The organism is Niallia sp. 03133, assembly GCF_052663225.1.
The window spans coordinates 1-18,712 of the sequence record NZ_JBQTCY010000021.1 but is presented as its reverse complement, the minus strand read 5'-3'; the positions used below and the strand labels follow the sequence as shown (position 1 = coordinate 18,712).

The following is an 18,712-nucleotide window of genomic DNA, read 5'->3' as shown; positions in this document are numbered from 1 at the left end:
AACCTGGTTAATCTTTTTTGTTTTGAAAAGAAGGGGAGAAAGATGGAGGAACAAAAGCAGCGTGCATCATTATACTAACCTGATAAAGAACGGTTCTATGTTCGCTATTCTCACTTTCATGGTACAATATGGACGTCAGGAAAAAAGATAGGAGCAAGGATTCATGACTATAATTACAGAAACGGAATTATTTGTTAAACAAAAACTGGAAAAGGATGCTTCAGGCCATGATTGGCATCATGTCGATCGGGTTAGAAAAGCATCATTATATATATTTGATAGAGAAAACATGGGAAACCCATTTATTATTGAAATGGCAGCTTTGCTTCATGATGTTGCTGATATAAAGCTAAATAGTTCAAAAGAAGAAGGTCAAAAATCTCTTTGCAGCTACTTAGAATCCCTTCCTATAAAAAAAGCAGAGAGGGAGCATATTCTTGCAGTTATAGAATCGGTTTCTTTTAATGGTGGACATGGAATTCCTCCAGCATCCATTGAAGCAAAAATTGTTCAGGACAGCGACCGTTTAGATGCAATTGGTGCAATTGGAATAGCCAGAACCTTTGCTTACGGAGGAAAAAAGGGACAGCTTATCTATGATCCTTCCATTTCCGTCAGACAAGTACTAACAGAAGCGGAATATCGAAATGGGAAATCAAGCTCTGTTCATCATTTTTACGAAAAACTATTAAAACTGAAAAGTCTTTTACATACAGCAGCAGCAAAACAAATAGCAGAGGAAAGACATCGAATAATGGAAAATTTCTTAACAGAATTTTACAAAGAATGGAATGGAAACTATGAAAAGTATTTCGATTGAAAATTTAACAAAAACATATGGGGAAAAAGAGCTTTTTCAAAGCATCTCTTTTGCCATCAGCGAAAAAGAGCGTGTTGGGCTAATAGGAATAAACGGTACAGGAAAATCTTCGTTGCTTAAAATAGTAGCTGGAATTGATCTTCCGGATGAAGGGGAAATTATTGCACCGAAAGAGTATCGAATTGCTTATTCTGCTCAAAGTCCAGAAGTAAATCCAGAACTTTCAGTATTGGAGCAAGTATATGAAAGTGATGCACCCGTTTTAGCGGTTATTAAAGAGTATGAAGAACTGCTTTTTCAATTAAACACAGAACCGGAAAATGCTTCCCTTCATGAAACATTATTTGCTGTGCAAAAAAAAATGGACGCGATGAACGGCTGGGATATTCATACAAATACCAAAACAATTTTAACAAAGCTTGGCATTGAAAATTTTGATAAAAAAGTGGGAGAGCTTTCTGGGGGACAAAAAAAGCGGATAGCACTGGCCCAAGTCTTAATTCAAAATCCAGATTTGCTTATTTTAGACGAACCAACAAACCATTTGGACTTTGAAGCAGTGAAATGGCTCGAAGATTATTTAGGCAGATTTAATGGTGCCCTTCTTTTAGTAACGCATGATCGATATTTTCTCGATGCAGTAACAAATCGCATGTTTGAATTGGATGGTGGGAGCCTGTATAGCTATAAAGGCAATTATTCTGAATTCCTGCAGGCAAAAGCGATTAGAGAAGAAAATGAAGCGGCCACAATAGATAAGCAAAAAAACTTATTTCGCAGAGAGCTGGAGTGGATAAGACGCGGAGCAAAAGCCCGTTCAACGAAGCAAAAAGCAAGAATTCAGCGGTTTGATCAATTGGATGAAAAGCTGTCATCTGTGAAATCAGCGGAAAAATTGGATATATCCTTAAAAGGAAGCCGCTTAGGAAAACAAGTGTTTGAATTAGTGGATGCAAGCAAAAAATTCAACGATATAACCATTCTTAAGTCTTTTCATCTTTTAGTGAAACCTGGAGATAGAATAGGCATAATTGGAAAAAATGGTGCTGGAAAATCAACCCTTTTAAATATTTTAGCTGGAAAAACTTCTCTAGATTCTGGTGAATATATCATGGGACAAACGGTAAAGGTTGCCTATTATACACAGGAAAATTATGAGATGGATTTATCGAAAAGAATGATTGAATATTTAAAAGAAACAGCTGAGGTTATTCACACATCTGATGGCAAAACAATATCTGCTGCACAAATGCTCGAAAGATTTCTTTTTCCGATGCATACGCATGGAACCATTATCGGCAAGTTGTCAGGCGGAGAACGAAGAAGATTATATTTATTGAAAATATTGATGGGCGAACCAAATGTTTTATTATTGGATGAGCCGACAAATGATTTAGATACGCAGACATTAATGGTGCTGGAGGATTATTTAGAAGATTTTGCAGGAGTTGTTATTACAGTATCCCATGACCGATACTTTCTAGATAAAGTAGCAGAGCAATTGTTGATTGTTATAGGAAATGGAATAATTGATTCATTTTATGGAAACTATTCTGAGTTTTTAGACGCAGAAAAAAGAAAAGAACAAACAGAAATAGAGAAAGCTAAAAAAGAGAAGCATAATGTAGCACCATCTGCTCCTAAACGAAAAAAAGCCAAACTAAGCTTTAATGAGCAGCGTGAGTGGGCTGCCATTGATGGGGATATTGAAAAAGTAGAATCAAGAATTGCTGAAATCGAAAAAGAGATGGAAACTACTGGGAGTGATTTTGAGAAAGCGAATAATCTTTTAAAAGAGGCGGAAGAGCTGAACGAAAGATTGGAATATTTAATTGAGCGCTGGAGTTATTTATCCGAAATTGCGGAAAAATAAGGGATGCAAAGCTGTTTATTTCAAAGGATTGTTTCTACTATGGTAAGATGAAATAGACAAAAATAAGTAATGGAAAAGTTGTTAACTCAAAGTTCGCAGTTATAAATTCCTTTTCACGCCTTGAGACAACTTGGTTTGGCGCAATAGAAAAGGGATGTTGCTTTTTCTATCAAACTTTATCTCACTCTTAACGGGCACCATTCGAATAGCCAATTAGAAAATCGAGTATTAGTTGACAGCATACTACATAAAAGGGGGATTATCGTGAGAATTATTTCCATTGAACCAACACCAAGTCCGAATACAATGAAAATTATTTTGGATGAAGAACTGCCGATGGGCAAAAGCAATAATTATAAACAAGAAAATAAAGAAAGTGCACCTGAAATAATTCAAACAATCCTTTCCATTGAAGGTATTAAAGGAGTATATCATGTTGCTGATTTTTTAGCAGTCGAAAGAAATGCCCGTTTCGATTGGAAGGAATTGCTAGCAAAAGTGCGAAATGCTTTCGGTGAAGAAGGAGATGAAGGATCAGCTGAAAATAAGCTGAACGAACATTTTGGTGAAATTAAAGTGCTTGTGCAAATGTATAAAGGAATTCCTATGCAGATAAAGCTGTCGGACGGGCAGGAAGAAAAACGATTTGGTCTGCCTGAACAATTTATGCTTGCTGTAACAGAAGTAAGGATGCCCAATGATAATGTGGTAACAAGCAGGAAATGGAAGGAATTTGGTGTTCGTTATGGAGATTTTGAAGAGATAGGAAAGGTAGTGGTGGAAGAGCTGCTTGCCGCCTATCCTGATAGTAGAATAGAAGGATTAGTAAAGCTGGCAAAAAATCCAGAAATGGCTGATTCGAAAGCAGTACGTCAGAAAATAAAACTAACAATAGAAGATTTAGACGATCTGGATTGGAGAGTCCGCTACCAAAAATTAGAGCAGAGTGAAGATCCAACAGTTGAAGATATTCCTGTTTTAACAAAAGCATTGGAAGACGAAAAGCCTTCTATCCGTCGACTGGCAACCGTTTATTTAGGAATGATTGAAGATAAAAAAGTATTGCCATCTCTTTATAAAGCATTACAAGATAAAACAATTACGGTAAGAAGAACAGCTGGAGACTGCTTATCAGATTTAGGGTTTCCTGAAGCAATGGAAGAGATGATGAAAGCATTAAGTGACAGCAGCAAACTAGTAAGATGGCGGGCAGCCATGTACCTTTATGAAGTTGGGGACCAACGTGCACTTGAATCGTTGAAAGCACACGAAGATGATCCAGAATTTGAAGTGAGTTTGCAAGTTAAATTGGCAGTGGAAAGAATAGAGCTAGGAGAAGAAGCAAAAGGATCTGTCTGGAAACAAATGACAGAATCAAGAAAATAAAAAATCTTGAATAAAAATAAATGGATAATAGCTACCATAAGAACATAATATTGCATAAAGATTTTAGTTTATAGTATGCTTAATCTATCCATATTTTTTAGAGGAGGAATTAGTTATGTCAATGGCATATGAAGAATATATGAAACAAATGGTAAAACCAATGAGAGCAGAGTTAGTGCAAGCTGGATTTGCGGAGTTGACAACAGTGGAAGAAGTCGAAAAATTTGTAGAAACAAGCAATGGAACATCACTTGTTGTCGTGAATTCTGTCTGTGGATGTGCGGCAGGGCTTGCAAGACCAGCTGCAACACAATCTGTATTAGTTTCAGAAAAAAAACCAGATCATCTTGTGACTGTTTTTGCAGGACAAGATAAAGAAGCTACAGCAAAAATGCGTGAATTTTTTGGTGATATCGAACCATCATCTCCATCAATGGCTTTAATAAAAGATAAAAAAGTAGTGCATTTTATTCATCGCTATGATATTGAAGGAAATTCAATGGAAGCCATTATGGAAAATTTATTATCTGCATTTGAACAATATTGTTAAGGAAATAGATAAAGTTTATTTCGAGCTGATGAAAAAAACTTTGACCTTTTGAGGAGTGAAGCCTTAGAAGGAGAGATAAGCTAGTGTTTGTGCTATAGCTTTCCGGGTATGGCAAGCAAAAAAAGGATGTATAGAAAATTTCAGGCATTATGAGGACATCTCAAATGCAGATGTCCTTTTACGCTTTATAGAAAATACAGGAGAATCTTATGATTGTAACAACTGCTGGAAGAACAGATCAGGTTATGATTGAACAAGCAAAAGAAATCGCCTTGGAATTGCAGCTTCCTTTTATTCCCCGAAGAAAAAAATCAGTGAATTTACTGAAGAAAGAGTATCAGCAGGATGTAATAGTTATTGGAAAAAACCGCTATGAATTATTTTTATTAGCAGCACAATCGCCTTTTTTCTTTCATCCAAATTCTGCTGTTTTTCGTATTAAAAGACTTCAAAATAATGAACAAGATCCTTTCATAGAAGCTGCAAATGTAAAAAAAGGCTCTTCGTTGTTAGACTGTACATTTGGATTAGGCTCTGACAGTATAGTTGCAAGCTTTGTAGCAGGAGCAGAAGGAAAAGTAGAGGCATGCGAAGCTAGCAGAATGCTTGCTTTTTTAGGACAAAAAGGGCTAAAACAATGGAAAACAGATCATGTGGCAACAGAAGAAGCAATGCAAAGAATACAAGTAAATCACCGTTTCGCTTTAACGGAATTGAAAGATAGGAAAGACAACAGTGTGGACTGTATTTATTTTGATCCCATGTTTGAAGAGGAAATTCTCTCTTCTGACGGGTTAAATCCATTGCGAAAGCTTGCAATATACGATGAATTTACATTAGAAATAATAGAGGAAGCACTAAGGGTTGCAAAAGATAGAGTATTGTTAAAAGACCATTTTAGAAGCAAACGGTTTGAACAATTTGGTTTTAATGCAATAAAAAGAAAATCCTCAAAGTTTCATTTTGGTGTGTTGTTGAAAAAAGAAAACCTACAATAAAATAGAAAGTGGATTTTCCTGAAACAAAACGAGTAAAGATCATTCGAAGTGTCGACCCCATCGGCAAACAATAACTTGAATTTGGAAGTCAGATACATATTTTTTCAAATAAGATTAGTTGTTTAGGCGAAAAACTCAGCCCAGCACCATTCGTTTAATGCATACAATATAAAATAAATCTGTAATCATTTAGAAACTGGGGCATATTAGAGGGTTGCTCAAAATTACATAAGTCTATTTGTAGCTGACCAGTATAAGTTTGTTTTATATTAAGTTTACGTCTTATAAAGGTATTTGTTAGAATTGATATGACAGTAATGGCAAAATAGCATTTTCGTGTATAATAATAGGATAAACAAGATGGTTGTAAGTGAGGTGTATTTATGCCTAATTGGATTCGAAAAAGTCTTGTTGTCTTTGTCTCTATTTTAACTTTTGGACTTGTTTCACCTTCGCCTTCTTCTATTTATCAAAATAATAATGATAAGAAACCGGCAGATGAAAGAGAAATACCGGTTGTATCTGAAGATTCAGAGATTCAAAGTTCTATCGTAGACAGGCAAAACGAAAGAGATAAATTTTTATCCAAAATGATGCAAGAAGCAGAGACACAAAGCTATAAAAAATTTGGAAATAAAATTAAACCAGTTATTGAAGACGAATTTCGGACTGCAATTCTGCCTAATATGGAAAAAGCAATTAAAGAAGTAACAAGTATTTTTCCAGAAGAGGACTTAAGCCAATTGACAGTAACAGAGCTTCCTAGTCCCGGAAATGGAGAGAAAATATTTCACATTAGAAATACTGATAAAGACGTAATTAGATTCCATGTAAGAAGGGATCGCCCCCCACAAGAAGGGTATTGGTTTAATTTTCATTATCATACGTATCATGATGAATTTACTGCTCACCATTATTTAGGAGAAATATATTGGGATAAAAATACTCCTCCTAAATGGATGAGTTAGTGCATCGCATATTTTTTTAAAAAATAGTGTATATGCTGAAACTTTTATTTCATTTGAACGTAGATAAGATATACTAAAGATTTCTGGAGGTATGGACAATGGCGATTAGTTTATCAAAAGGTCAAAAAGTAGATTTAACAAAAGGCAACCCAGGGTTAACAAAAGTAGTAGTAGGAGTAGGCTGGGATATAAATAAATATGATGGAGGCAATGATTTTGATTTAGATTCTTCCGTCTTTTTATTAGGTGAAAATGGAAAAGTAACATCTGAACAAGATTTTGTTTTTTATAATAATACGACAGGGGCAGATGGGGCTGTTGTTCATTCAGGAGACAACCGTACTGGTGCTGGAGATGGAGATGACGAGCAAGTTGTTATTGATCTTCAAGCAGTGCCTGCAGCTATACAACGTATTACATTTACGATTACAATCCATGATGGTGAAGCTAGAAACCAAAATTTTGGACAAGTTTCTAATTCATATGTCCGTATTTTAAATGAACAAAATAACGAAGAACTTATCCGCTACGATTTAGGCGAAGATTTTTCCATCGAAACAGCGCTGGTAGTTGGCGAATTATATCGTCATAATAATGAATGGAAATTCAGTGCAATCGGAAGCGGTTATCAAGGCGGTCTAGGCGCGCTTGCAACAGATTTCGGCTTGCAAGTTGGCTGATAAATAATAGGAAGTGCTTTCTTAATGAGGTTTAATTAGTTGGTTGTATAGGCCATTATGACTCGGAAAAGCCACCTTATTATTTTGTAGATAAAAGATCTGCAAAAATGGTATACATTTATATAAGATGAGGTGATGACCTTATCTTTCCTATGAAAGATGAATGGAAAAATCATTTTATGTTATCGTGGATGTATTCTTGGCATATGTCCGAGTCTTTCATTTTATAAGGAAAGCAACATACAGGAGGAACAGAATAGAATGGGGATTTTTGAAAGCATAATCCATACCTATGCTCAGTTTTTTAACTGGGAAATGTGGGGAGAGGTTTTAACAAACCCAGTAAGCTGGGGATTGATAGGTACATTAGTTATTTTAGAAGGTTTATTATCAGCAGATAATGCACTCGTTCTTGCAGTAATGGTAAAACATTTGCCACCGGAAAAAAGAAAAAAAGCATTATTCTATGGATTATTAGGTGCTTATATTTTCCGTTTTATTGCCATTGGCATTGGTGTATTTTTAATAAAGTTATGGTGGGTAAAAGTTATAGGTGCGGCCTACTTAGCGTATCTTGCCATCAAGTACTTTATCGATAAACGAAAAGAAAGCAGTCCAGAAGAAGAAGCAGAAGAAGAACATGGCATCAATAAAGGTGGACTATTGCTGCGACTGTTTGGAACGTTCTGGGGCACAGTAATTTCCGTTGAGTTAATGGATATTGCATTTTCTGTAGATAGTGTACTTGCAGCGTTTGGTGTCAGCAATGAAGTATGGGTATTGCTAATAGGCGGTATGTTAGGTGTATTAATGATGCGTGGAGTTGCAGGCGTGTTTTTAAAATTAATCGACCGTATACCAGAATTAGAATCAACTGCTTACATTTTAATTTTAATTATTTCTACTAAGATGTTCTTAGGCGTATTTGATATTCATATTGACCACATTGTTTTCTTTGGCATTTTATTAGTTGCATTTGCTGCAACATTTGTTGTTCATGCGATGAATAAAAAGAAAGAACAGCAGAAAAGTGAATTATAATCTTTAAACAAAAGAAAGGGTTCTGACTTATGTCCGTTCCCTTTCTTTCTCTATTCACATCATTTTTTCCAGTCGCATGAACCATTTTAGACACGTAAAAAAATAAATATAATGCAAAGTGAAAGGAATTATATTACAATAGAAATACTTCTCACAATGTCTCAAAAAGAAATCTTTCATTTTAGAGTGTAGACAAAGTGTTATTAGCACATACTGCACGTTGATCAAAAACGTTTATATTTCGAGGCGTGAAGCTCATGACTTTGGAGCGGCGTGCAATAGGATGTTGGTCAGAACGATGTTTTCACAAGCTTGCAGGACGGAAGTTAATCGACGAAGACATAAGGACGAGGCGGAAGTTAGTCGATTTCCCTTAAATACATACTTAGTGGTACATCCTCTGTTAGCTAGTAATGAGCATCCGAGTAAGGTGAACAATGAAGTAATCGAGAGTTTGTCGACAGCCTGCAATGAAATCTTTCATTGCAATTCTGCAAAATTCCTTAAAAAGAATTGAACCTAATAAACAGACGAAGAAGCTGCCTGTTTACTTAAGAAAGTAATATTTTTAATGTTCTAAATATCAGAATATTTATTTAATAACAGCGGATTAAGGAAAGAATGGGGCTAAGAAAATGAAATTATTCTCTGATTTGACGGAAAAACAAATAGAACGTTTATTTTATAAAGCACCAGAAGAATTATCAAGAACATCTGAAAAAGATGTGTTGTCCTATGCTTTGGCATCAACTTTATATATGCCTGCAACAAGGCCAAATATTTACTATGATCTTTTGATCAAAAAACATGCTGCTTTAACTTCAATGGTTATCTGTTTAGAAGATTCCATAGGTGATCATGAAGTGGAATTAGCAGAGAAAAAGCTAGTAGAAGAGTTGGCAAAAATAAAAGATGGACTAGAGAAAGGGGCTGTCATTAAAAAGGAGCTTCCTTTAATTTTTATTCGAATTCGTTCCGTTGATCAGTTTTTAAGAATCATGGAAGCGTTAGAGCAGTATATGGATTTATTAACTGGCATTGTTATTCCAAAATTTGATGCTAGTATTGGAAGCATTATTTTAAAAGAACTAGAGTCTTATAATAATAGAGGCCATGTTTTATATGCCATGCCAATTCTTGAAACAAAAAAAATAATTGAAAAAGAAACAAGAATGACAGAGCTTTTGTCCATAAAAGAAGTATTGGATCAATATAAACATCTCGTCTTAAATGTCCGAATAGGAGCAACAGATTTTTGTGGTTTATATGGAATTCGCCGAAATACGGATACAACTGTTTATGATGTAGCGATCATCCGCGATTGTATCAGCGATATTGTAAATGTATTTCTTCGAGCTGAGAGTCCATATGTTGTATCGGGTCCTGTATGGGAATATTTCTCAGCAAAAGAAAGAATGCTGATTCCTCAATTAAGAGAAACGCCATTTCGCAAACGTTATGGGAAAGCTGGCATGAAAATGAGAACACAATTGATTGATAAACATATGGATGGGTTGATTCGAGAAGTGCTGATGGATATTACGAATGGCTTAACCGGGAAAACGATTATTCATCCGACGCATATAAAACCTGTACAAGCATTAAATGTTGTATCATTGGAAGAATTTTATGACGCTTGTAATATTGTTAATAGCAATAATGGAGAAATTGGTGTAATGAAAAGCAGTTTTTCCAATAAAATGAATGAGATAAAACCCCATTTTTATTGGGCACAAAAAATATTATTAAAATCAAAAGTGTACGGGGTGTTTCATGAAGAGTTTACATACATTGACATACTTAAACAAGAAAATTTCGTTGCCAATCATCGATGATTTAAAAATGGTAATTGAAGTAGATGCTAATCCATTTCAACTGCCGGTTGAAGATTTTTTTATGATGGCAGCTAGAATCAATAAAAAACGTTCTTTTTTATTTGTTAGCAAACTGCTTGGGAAACATCTTCCTATTAATCCTAAGGCTGGTTTGCTAACTGGCTTTTTGCTTGCAGCACGCTATGAAGAAATAATAACGGAAAAAAGAGCGAAGAAAAGAGACGAATTATTAAATTATTATTCTAATTCCTTACATTCTTTTGAAAATTCTCCTTTTATTTCCAAGGAAACAGCTTCGCCAGTTATAATCGGTTTTGCTGAAACAGCAACAGCTCTAGGGCATACCTTTTATCAAGCATTTCAGGAAGCTTCTTTTTTTCATACAACTAGAGAAAATGTTAGGGAATTAACCTCCCTTATTTCTTTTGAAGAAGAACACTCCCATGCAACCTCCCATCGTTGTTATGTAGATGAATCTGTATTACATAATACTCGGGAAGTTATTTTAGTGGATGATGAATTAACAACAGGAAACACTGCCATAAATATTATCCGAGCTATTCAAAAGAAGTTTCCACGCAAAATTTATACAGTCGTTTCCATCCTTGACTGGAGATCTAGGGAACAGGAGCTAGCGATGAGATCCCTTGAAAAAGAGCTGGGCATTGTGGTTCATTCTGTCAGTTTGCTTAAAGGCACATTTAAGCTTCATGAAGGAAGTGGATTTTTTCCAACTCCATCAGCAATAGCTGCTGTTGAGAATGGGAACAATCATGCCGCTCCTACTGATTATTATAATCTTGAAGAATACACTGTTGACCGATTAATTCCTGTTACATCAAGTACGCTTTCAGGCGAAATCAACCCATGCAATTATTTAAAGGATACGGGACGGTTTGGGATGGAAAGGACCCAGACAAATGATAAGTGGATGAAAAAAGCTGGGGACTTTTTATCTTCCAAAAGAACAGGTGGTAAAACGCTTGTTCTAGGTACTGGGGAATTTATGTATATCCCGATGAAAATAGCAAGCTATATGGGTGAAAATGTATATTATCAATCTACAACTAGAAGTCCGATATACGCCAATGATGAAGTGCATTATGGTGCAAAGACATCTTATACTTTTCCGAATCCTGAAGATCATGATATTGTGAACTATTTATATAATATTTCCATCCATTCTTATGAAGAGATTTTTATCTTTTTTGAAAGAAAAGTAGACAAGGATAAATTACAGCCTTTGCTAAAAGGATTAAATGAAACGTTTGTAAAAAAAATAAATATCGTTTATTGCAATGGAGGCTGAGACAATGGAAGTGAAAAGCAGCACAGAATTTGGTTCATACAGCAAAGAAGATGTCGTTTTTTTATTGAAGGATTTAAGCAATATTCAGCTGGAGGGATCTACTGAAGATAGAGAAAAGCGAATTCAAAGCGGGCAGCATTACAGTGAAACATTGCCTATCGAATACAATCCACCAGCGAATTATCTGCAGCTGTTCTCGGAAACGCTAAAGGAATATAAAGAAAAGGTGGCAGAATGCACGGCGATTGTGTCGGAGCAAATTTATCATAAGACAGGCAGTCGTACAGTTCTTGTCTCATTGGCAAGAGCAGGCACGCCTATTGGTATTTTAATAAAAAGGTATATTCAAAGAAAGTATGGATCAATTTTACCGCATTATAGCATATCCATCATCCGAGATAAAGGAATTGACGAAGCGGCACTTCTATTTATATTGCAAAAACATAAAGATTGTTCCATTCAATTTATTGACGGATGGACAGGAAAAGGCGCCATTTCGATTGAATTGACAAAAGCATGTAAACAATTTAACGAAAAATACGGGATTAAACTGGATGACACACTGGCAGTTTTGGCTGATCCAGGCTATTGTACTAATTTATATGGAACAAGAGAGGATTTTTTAATCCCAAGTGCTTGTTTAAATTCAACGGTTTCTGGTCTTGTCAGCAGGACCGTATTAAATAAAGAATATATTGGTAAAGAAGATTTCCATGGAGCAAAATTTTATAAGGAGCTTCTGCCGCATGATGTTTCCAATTTATATTTAGAGGAAATAACAGCAGAGTTTCCTCTGTTAAATCAAATAGCAATAACAGCTGCGGTAAAAAAGAACTGGGAAGACCAAGAAATTTCCTTTAAAGGGATGGAAGAGGTAAAAAACATCCAAGAGGTATTTGAAATTGATTCCAGCCATTATGTAAAACCAGGCGTAGGAGAAACAACAAGGGTGCTGTTGAGAAGGGTTCCTTGGAAAATATTAATGAAAGATCCAAAAAGTCCGTATGTAAGACATATCGTTATGCTTGCAGAAGAAAGAGGAGTTGAAATCATTCCGTATGAGCATATGAGCTATACTTGTTGTGGTTTAATTAAAAAAGTGGGGCAAAGCATATGATGTTTGCTTCTGATTTAGACAGAACGTTAATCTATTCAAAAAGAGCGCTTGAATCGATGCAAACGCCACTAAACAATACAATGATAGCTGTTGAAAAAAGAAATGGGGAAACTGTCTCCTTTATGACAGAGTGCTCCTTTCAACGATTAAAAGAACTTGCAGATAATCTGCTTTTTGTCCCAGTTACAACAAGAACCTTTGAACAATATAAAAGAGTATTTATTCTGGAAAAGGAATTGCGAGTAACCTACAGTGTTTCCAGTAATGGTGCGAATATATATTACAAAGGGAAAAGGATGGAAGACTGGAACAAACATGTTGCGAAACGCTTGGATATGGAATGTTTAAAAAAGGAAGAATTGCTGCAAAAAGTAGAAATGTTTTCTTTTAAAGGTACGTTAAAAATAGCTGATAACCTCTTTTTTTATTATATACTGGAAACGGAGATTAGCAGCGAAACAAAGGAAATGGTTGCAAGTCTTGCAGCATCTTTTGGTTGGAAAGTATCCTTGCAAGGAAGAAAACTTTATTTCATGCCTCTGCCTATTTGTAAAGGGGAGGCGATATCATTTATTCAAAAGAGAGAAGGAATAAAAAATGTTGCTGGGGCAGGTGATTCTCTATTAGATTTTCCATTTCTTGAAGTTTGTACAACTTCTTTTATTCCTTCACATGGGGAATTGACAACGGCCGCAGGATTGGAATTTGCAAGCCATTATCATGTTACAGAAAAATTCGGGGCGTATGCCGGCGAAGAAATCGTGGAGAAAGTTCATCAGCTGTTTAGTCAGAGGGTTTACTAAAACATTTTTCTAAAAGAAAGTACAAGGATAACGAGAAAGCATAGAAGCAAATAAAAAGCAAAAATGCCCATAAATAAGAATGAAAATATACTCCTGCGAAAGAACTAAGGATAAAGTTAATAAGAAACAAATCAATAAAAAGATATAGGCTTGAGCTTAATATGGATTGAACGAGCTTTAGCTCTTCTTCCAATTCACGATAAGAAGGCTTTCGAAATAATAGTCTCATAAATAGCACCTACTTGATTAAAGTACTGTATAATATGCTAGGGGAAAGTTATATGTGAAACAATGATATATAAATGAATGACCGGCTGTCGACAAACGCTCGATTTCTTCGTTGTTCGCCTTACTCGGATGCTCATTAATGGCTAACAGAGGATGAACAAAGTACGTATTTAAGGGAAATCGACTAAACTTCGCCACGTCCTTATTCTTCGTCGATTGACTACCGTCCTGCAAGTCTGTGACAACGTCGCTTTGACCAACATCCTGTTGCCCTCCGCTCCTATGTAATGAGCGTCACGCCTCGAAATACAAACGTTTTCGATCAGCTTGCAGTTTGTGTAAAAACCACTTTGTCTACATTCTGGAATAAATAAATGAAAAAACCCAAGTGGAGAGTTTTTAGGCTTATATATACATTTGATCATAACAATATGTAAATATAAGCCTTTTTATATATTTTTCGAAGAATATATTGAAAGTGAACGATCTTATCATCTTGGATAGGCAAAATTTCATAAAAGACGGCACGTGAGAAACTACTCTATCAAAAGACGAACGAAAAAGCATTCCATTATTATCATTTTAAGTTAACATAGGCGAATAACATTCCATTCTTTTTAAAAAAAATGAAACTTTTTGTAAACAAATATCGTAGGAAAGATAGAAAATATTTAGTATTATGCTTTCGCTATGCTATGATGAAAGTAGCAAAACGTATATGAGTAAAACGTGCCAGTCACATGCTTTAGATTTCTTTTTTGTTCTAATATGCTAAAAAAGAGTCTCCTATTTGCTTATAAAAGGAAGTGGAGAAATGAATGAACATATACATACAATAAATAATCAAATTCTTCCTTTGTCACTTGATAATTGGCATGATCTTTTAAATAAGCCATTGCAGGAACGACCTGTATATAAAGAAGACAATGGAATCCTTCAATTTGGTCAAGTAATTGTCAAACTTCTTGGTCTGCCTGTTGATGAAGATGAATATTATAACCAATTATTTGATTGGATTAATCAAGAAGAGAGCGTCCTTCTGTTATTATCAGATGATCATTTAAATAAAGTGATGGATAATAAACATTTTCAAGCGATTCAAAGAGTGCTTAATATTTTTCAAGATCAAAACTTGTCAATTAATCGGTTTATTGCATTTTTAGATGGTGAAAACCTTTTGCTTAAGTCTCCGGTTTCTTCTATTCATCGGAAAATCCGTGAAGCAATGATTACTGTTTTTCAGCATTTTGCAAAAATAGAAGCAAACGGAATGAAAAATAATGATTTGCGAAGAGTATTGGTTGATCTTATCAAATGGTCATTTAATCATTTAAAGCCGGCGTTACATATTAGTTTGAAAAAAGGACAAATGCCGAAATTTATGTGGTATGGAAACGCAAAAAAAAGCCAAGCTTATTTTCTGTTTTATTTACAAGAAATAGGCTGCGATTTAGTGCTTGTTCATCCCAATGGCACTGATGTGTTGGATCAGTTGTCTTTACAGGAAAAACCTGCATTTACCCATCATTATGGCAAAACAAAAGAAGTTGAAAACTTTCCAACTGAAAGAAGAAGGCGGACTGCAACAGTTGCATACAGGGCATCAAGAGAAATTGAAAGCATCTTAAATCATGAAGGATCTGGCCTCTATAAGCCATGGCAGCTCCGTGACTATATCCCAATATCCTTAACGTTAAAAACCACTTATGATGAATTGTTTTTATTAGAAAAAGAAATAGCAATGATCCGTCCTAATTTTGAAGTGAATAATGGAGAAGTGAAGATTCCGACGATTTTTGCTAAAGTATTTGGTGTAAGCAAAAATAGAAAGGAATATTGGGATCGACTGCATGCGATTACTTCCGTTGAACATGCGTTATTGATAAAAGAATTTCCATTTACAAAAGCAATAGTCAGTGATTTTCGTTATCATTATCGACATGCATTAGGAAGGGATGGGAAATTAGATTCTGAGCGTATGATTAATGCTCCTTTTTGGAATTACAAAAGGCTGCCGATTGGTCTGCAGAAAGGGATTGCCCATGCAATTAGAACAGTTTGTGAGAAGCCTCCATTAAAACCACTTTCGAATGAAACGATGGAAGAAATGTCTATCTTTTTATTTTCTCAGGGACTGCTGCTGCCTGCTGACATTTTAAAACTGCTGCAGAAATTCGACTATTCGCAAGATGTTCCTAGCCTTATTTTATTTAAAACAGAAGTAAATGGTCTCTTTTCAAGAGAGGATGCAGCGGTTCTGATTCTTCTTAATACATTTGGAATTGATATTATGGTTTATAATCCAGCAGGCCACATGGATATGGAAAATTATGTGGAGGAAGGCCTCTTTGACGAACATTTTTTAGAAGACGTTGTCTTTGAAATGGAGTTTAAGGAAAAATCCCTAATAAGAAAAATATTTGATCATGGTATTTTAAAAAATAGAAAGGGAGATTAGCGATGACTAGCATGCAACCGACAAATTCTGCTTTTACTGGAAATCAAGCGACTGATGCATTAACAGAAGATAAGGTTTCAGAAATTAAATTAGCGTTAAGAAAAGAACCGGAAGTACAGCAATTGGCTCATTCCATTGATGAGCGGGATCAAATTCAAATATTAGAATTTGGAAAAGAACCGGCTGTACAAATTTCGCGATTTTCTGATCAAATATTAAACAACATGAGAACAACAAAAGTGGAAGATTCTGGTGAACTTTTAAAGCAGCTTGGCCGCATTATGGATAAGTTTGATAAAAAGGATTTTGAACAAACTTCTAAAGGGTTTTTCGGAAAACTTTTCAAAAAAAGCGAAAAAATGATGGAGAAGCTGTTCGGAAAATATCAATCGATGGGGCAAGAAATCGATAAAGTATATGTAGAAATTTCCAAATATCAAACAGAAATGGTGGATTCCACCACCATGCTCGATGAAATGTATGAACAAAATTATCAATATTATTTAACGCTGGAAAAATATGCAGTAGCAGGACAAGTAAAATCGGACGATTTAAAACAGAATATGCTGCCACAGCTGGAATCAAAAGCATTGGCTGGTGACCAGCTTGCTGGAATGCAGCTGGATACTTTACGTAATGCAATTGAACTTTTAGATCAACGTGTTTATGATTTGGAAATGGCAAAAATGGTGGCACTGCAGACAGCTCCCCAAATCCGGCTATTGCAAAGAGGGAATACAAAATTGATAGGAAAAATTAATTCAGCTTTTGTTACAACGATTCCTATCTTTAAGAATGGGCTGATTCAAGCTGTTGCAGCTAAAAGGCAAAAATTAGTAGCAGACAGCATGAGTGAATTAGACCGCCGAACGAATGAAATGCTTGTTCGTAATGCGCAAAACATTTCCCAGCAAAGTGTAGATATTGCAAGACTTGCAGGAGCACCCAGCATAAAAATTGAAACGATTGAAGAATCGTGGAATATTATTATGAAGGGGATGCAGGAGACAAAGTCTATTGAAGAAGAAAATAAACGTTTACGAGCCGAGGGAACAAAAAAATTAGAACAATTGCAAAATAATTTTAAACAAATGAAATTAAAAGGCTAAAGAACAAAAGCGCAAGCGCCCTTGCTCATCGCCGTACGGACTGGAGGAGACCTGAAGTACGATAGGCGCCGGAGCTAGACAATAATCTAACTTAAGACATATAAATTCTGATAATAAAATATAGGAGTGAGAAAAAATGGCAATTAATTTACAAAAAGGACAAAGAGTTGATTTAACAAAAGGAAATCCAGGTTTATCAAAAATTATGGTTGGACTAGGCTGGGATCCGGTTCAACAAAAAGGAGGAGGCCTATTAGGCTCTTTATTTGGCGGCGGTGGAGCTGCTTCTGTCGATTGTGATGCGTCTGTTATTATGTTGGGGGAAAATGACAAAGTTCTGCAAAATAGCGATGTTATTTATTTTGGAAATTTAAAGAGTAAGGATGGCAGCATTCAACACTCTGGGGATAATTTAACTGGCGCAGGAGATGGAGACGATGAGCAAATTCATGTTGATTTAAGCCGTGTGCCTGCTCCTATTCAAAAACTGGTATTTGTTGTTAACATTTACGATGCAGTGAAAAGAAAGCAGCATTTCGGCTTGATCCAAAATGCTTTTATCCGAATCGTAAACCCAAACTCAGGTTCTAGTTTAATTCATTACAATTTAACAGATGACTACAGCGGTACTACAAGTTTAATTGTTGGTGAATTATATCGTCATGGGCAAGAATGGAAATTTGCTGCAGTTGGCACTGGAACAAGTGCAGGAAGTTTAGGAGAAGTTGTTAAAACATTTTCTTAAACAATAATTCTTGCGTTCACTCAAATGTAAGTATAAAACCATTAAAGGAGGAGAAAAAGTATGAGTATCAACTTATCAAAAGGACAAAGAATTGATCTGACGAAAACAAATCCAGGTTTAAAAAGAGCGATAATCGGATTAGGCTGGGATACAAACCGTTATGATGGAGGAGCTGATTTTGATTTAGATGCATCTGCTTTTTTAGCCAATGAAAATGGGAAAGTAGAAAATGATATTGATTTTGTCTTTTATAATAATTTGAAGCATCCAAGCGGCGGAGTTGAGCATACTGGCGATAATCGCACAGGTGAGGGAGACGGTGATGATGAACAAATTATTATAGATTTTTCGCAAATGCCGGCACATGTGCAAAAAATCGGTATAGCGGTTACCATTCATGATGCAGAGCATCGCAGTCAAAATTTTGGTCAAGTCAGCAATTCATTCGTCCGTGTAGTTAATGAAGAAAACAACACGGAAATCTTGCGTTTCGATTTAGGTGAAGATTTTTCTGTAGAAACTGCTGTAGTGATTTGCGAATTGTATAAACATAATGGAGATTGGAAGTTTAATGCGATTGGCAGTGGTTTTTCCGGCGGTTTAGCAGCATTATGCCGTAATTATGGGTTAGAAGTATAAACAAGCAAAAAATGGATACATAAAGGCAATTTCATGGATGAAACACACAAGTGTTAGAGGGGATTTTTACCTTTTGCTTGTTTCATTCATGGAATTGCTTATTTAAAAGATAAGAAAGTATTAGTTTTCTGAAGTCTGACGGGTGTCTAGCTC

Annotated in this window: 16 protein-coding genes; all 16 read left to right on the top strand. The window is 35.5% G+C overall.

What is annotated here, in order from left to right; all coding sequences use genetic code 11:
• Positions 1–163: 163 nt before the first annotated feature.
• The 16 genes from ACTYBU_RS21610 (at position 164) to ACTYBU_RS21535 (ending at position 18,559) form a co-directional block, all read left to right on the top strand.
• The gene (locus ACTYBU_RS21610) at positions 164–820 is read left to right on the top strand and encodes an HD domain-containing protein (RefSeq protein WP_445493002.1); all 657 of its coding nucleotides are present in this window, start codon (positions 164–166) and stop codon (positions 818–820) included.
• Positions 801–2,693: an ABC-F family ATP-binding cassette domain-containing protein gene (locus ACTYBU_RS21605; RefSeq protein WP_445493000.1), complete on the top strand. Its 1,893-nt coding sequence runs from the start codon at positions 801–803 to the stop codon at positions 2,691–2,693. The genes ACTYBU_RS21610 and ACTYBU_RS21605 overlap by 20 nt, the downstream gene beginning before the upstream one ends.
• A gap of 264 nt (positions 2,694–2,957) precedes the next feature.
• Positions 2,958–4,079: a conserved virulence factor C family protein gene (locus ACTYBU_RS21600; RefSeq protein ID WP_445492998.1), complete on the top strand. Its 1,122-nt coding sequence runs from the start codon at positions 2,958–2,960 to the stop codon at positions 4,077–4,079.
• A gap of 115 nt (positions 4,080–4,194) precedes the next feature.
• Positions 4,195–4,629: a BrxA/BrxB family bacilliredoxin gene (locus tag ACTYBU_RS21595; protein WP_445492996.1), complete on the top strand. Its 435-nt coding sequence runs from the start codon at positions 4,195–4,197 to the stop codon at positions 4,627–4,629.
• A gap of 209 nt (positions 4,630–4,838) precedes the next feature.
• The gene (locus ACTYBU_RS21590; protein WP_445492994.1) at positions 4,839–5,627 is read left to right on the top strand and encodes a class I SAM-dependent methyltransferase; all 789 of its coding nucleotides are present in this window, start codon (positions 4,839–4,841) and stop codon (positions 5,625–5,627) included.
• A gap of 383 nt (positions 5,628–6,010) precedes the next feature.
• Entirely contained in the window at positions 6,011–6,595 is a 585-nt protein-coding gene (locus tag ACTYBU_RS21585) for a YpjP family protein (protein ID WP_445492992.1), read from the top strand.
• A gap of 98 nt (positions 6,596–6,693) precedes the next feature.
• Positions 6,694–7,275, top strand: coding sequence for a TerD family protein (locus ACTYBU_RS21580; protein WP_445492991.1), 582 nt, complete (start codon positions 6,694–6,696; stop codon positions 7,273–7,275).
• 261 nt (positions 7,276–7,536) lie between these two features.
• Complete coding sequence (locus tag ACTYBU_RS21575) at positions 7,537–8,316, top strand: TerC family protein (RefSeq protein WP_445492989.1); 780 nt, start codon at positions 7,537–7,539, stop codon at positions 8,314–8,316.
• A 635-nt stretch (positions 8,317–8,951) separates the two neighbouring features.
• Positions 8,952–10,151, top strand: a complete 1,200-nt coding sequence (locus ACTYBU_RS21570; RefSeq protein WP_445492987.1) for an HpcH/HpaI aldolase/citrate lyase family protein — start codon at positions 8,952–8,954, stop codon at positions 10,149–10,151.
• Positions 10,135–11,460 (top strand): phosphoribosyltransferase family protein, encoded by a 1,326-nt coding sequence (locus tag ACTYBU_RS21565; protein WP_445492985.1) that lies wholly within the window; start codon positions 10,135–10,137, stop codon positions 11,458–11,460. The genes ACTYBU_RS21570 and ACTYBU_RS21565 overlap by 17 nt, the downstream gene beginning before the upstream one ends.
• The gene (locus tag ACTYBU_RS21560; RefSeq protein ID WP_445492984.1) at positions 11,450–12,577 is read left to right on the top strand and encodes a cysteine protease StiP family protein; all 1,128 of its coding nucleotides are present in this window, start codon (positions 11,450–11,452) and stop codon (positions 12,575–12,577) included. The genes ACTYBU_RS21565 and ACTYBU_RS21560 overlap by 11 nt, the downstream gene beginning before the upstream one ends.
• Positions 12,574–13,380 carry a hypothetical protein gene (locus ACTYBU_RS21555; protein WP_445492982.1) on the top strand — a complete coding sequence of 269 codons (807 nt, stop codon included), beginning with the start codon at positions 12,574–12,576 and terminating at the stop codon, positions 13,378–13,380. Before ACTYBU_RS21560 ends, ACTYBU_RS21555 begins: the two co-directional genes overlap by 4 nt.
• A gap of 1,042 nt (positions 13,381–14,422) precedes the next feature.
• Entirely contained in the window at positions 14,423–16,066 is a 1,644-nt protein-coding gene (locus ACTYBU_RS21550) for a YceG family protein (RefSeq protein WP_445492980.1), read from the top strand.
• 11 nt (positions 16,067–16,077) lie between these two features.
• The gene (locus ACTYBU_RS21545; RefSeq protein WP_445493068.1) at positions 16,078–17,175 is read left to right on the top strand and encodes a toxic anion resistance protein; all 1,098 of its coding nucleotides are present in this window, start codon (positions 16,078–16,080) and stop codon (positions 17,173–17,175) included.
• A 136-nt stretch (positions 17,176–17,311) separates the two neighbouring features.
• Positions 17,312–17,920 carry a TerD family protein gene (locus ACTYBU_RS21540; RefSeq protein ID WP_445492978.1) on the top strand — a complete coding sequence of 203 codons (609 nt, stop codon included), beginning with the start codon at positions 17,312–17,314 and terminating at the stop codon, positions 17,918–17,920.
• Between the two features lie 60 nt (positions 17,921–17,980).
• Complete coding sequence (locus tag ACTYBU_RS21535) at positions 17,981–18,559, top strand: TerD family protein (RefSeq protein WP_445492976.1); 579 nt, start codon at positions 17,981–17,983, stop codon at positions 18,557–18,559.
• The last annotated feature ends 153 nt before the right edge of the window (positions 18,560–18,712 follow it).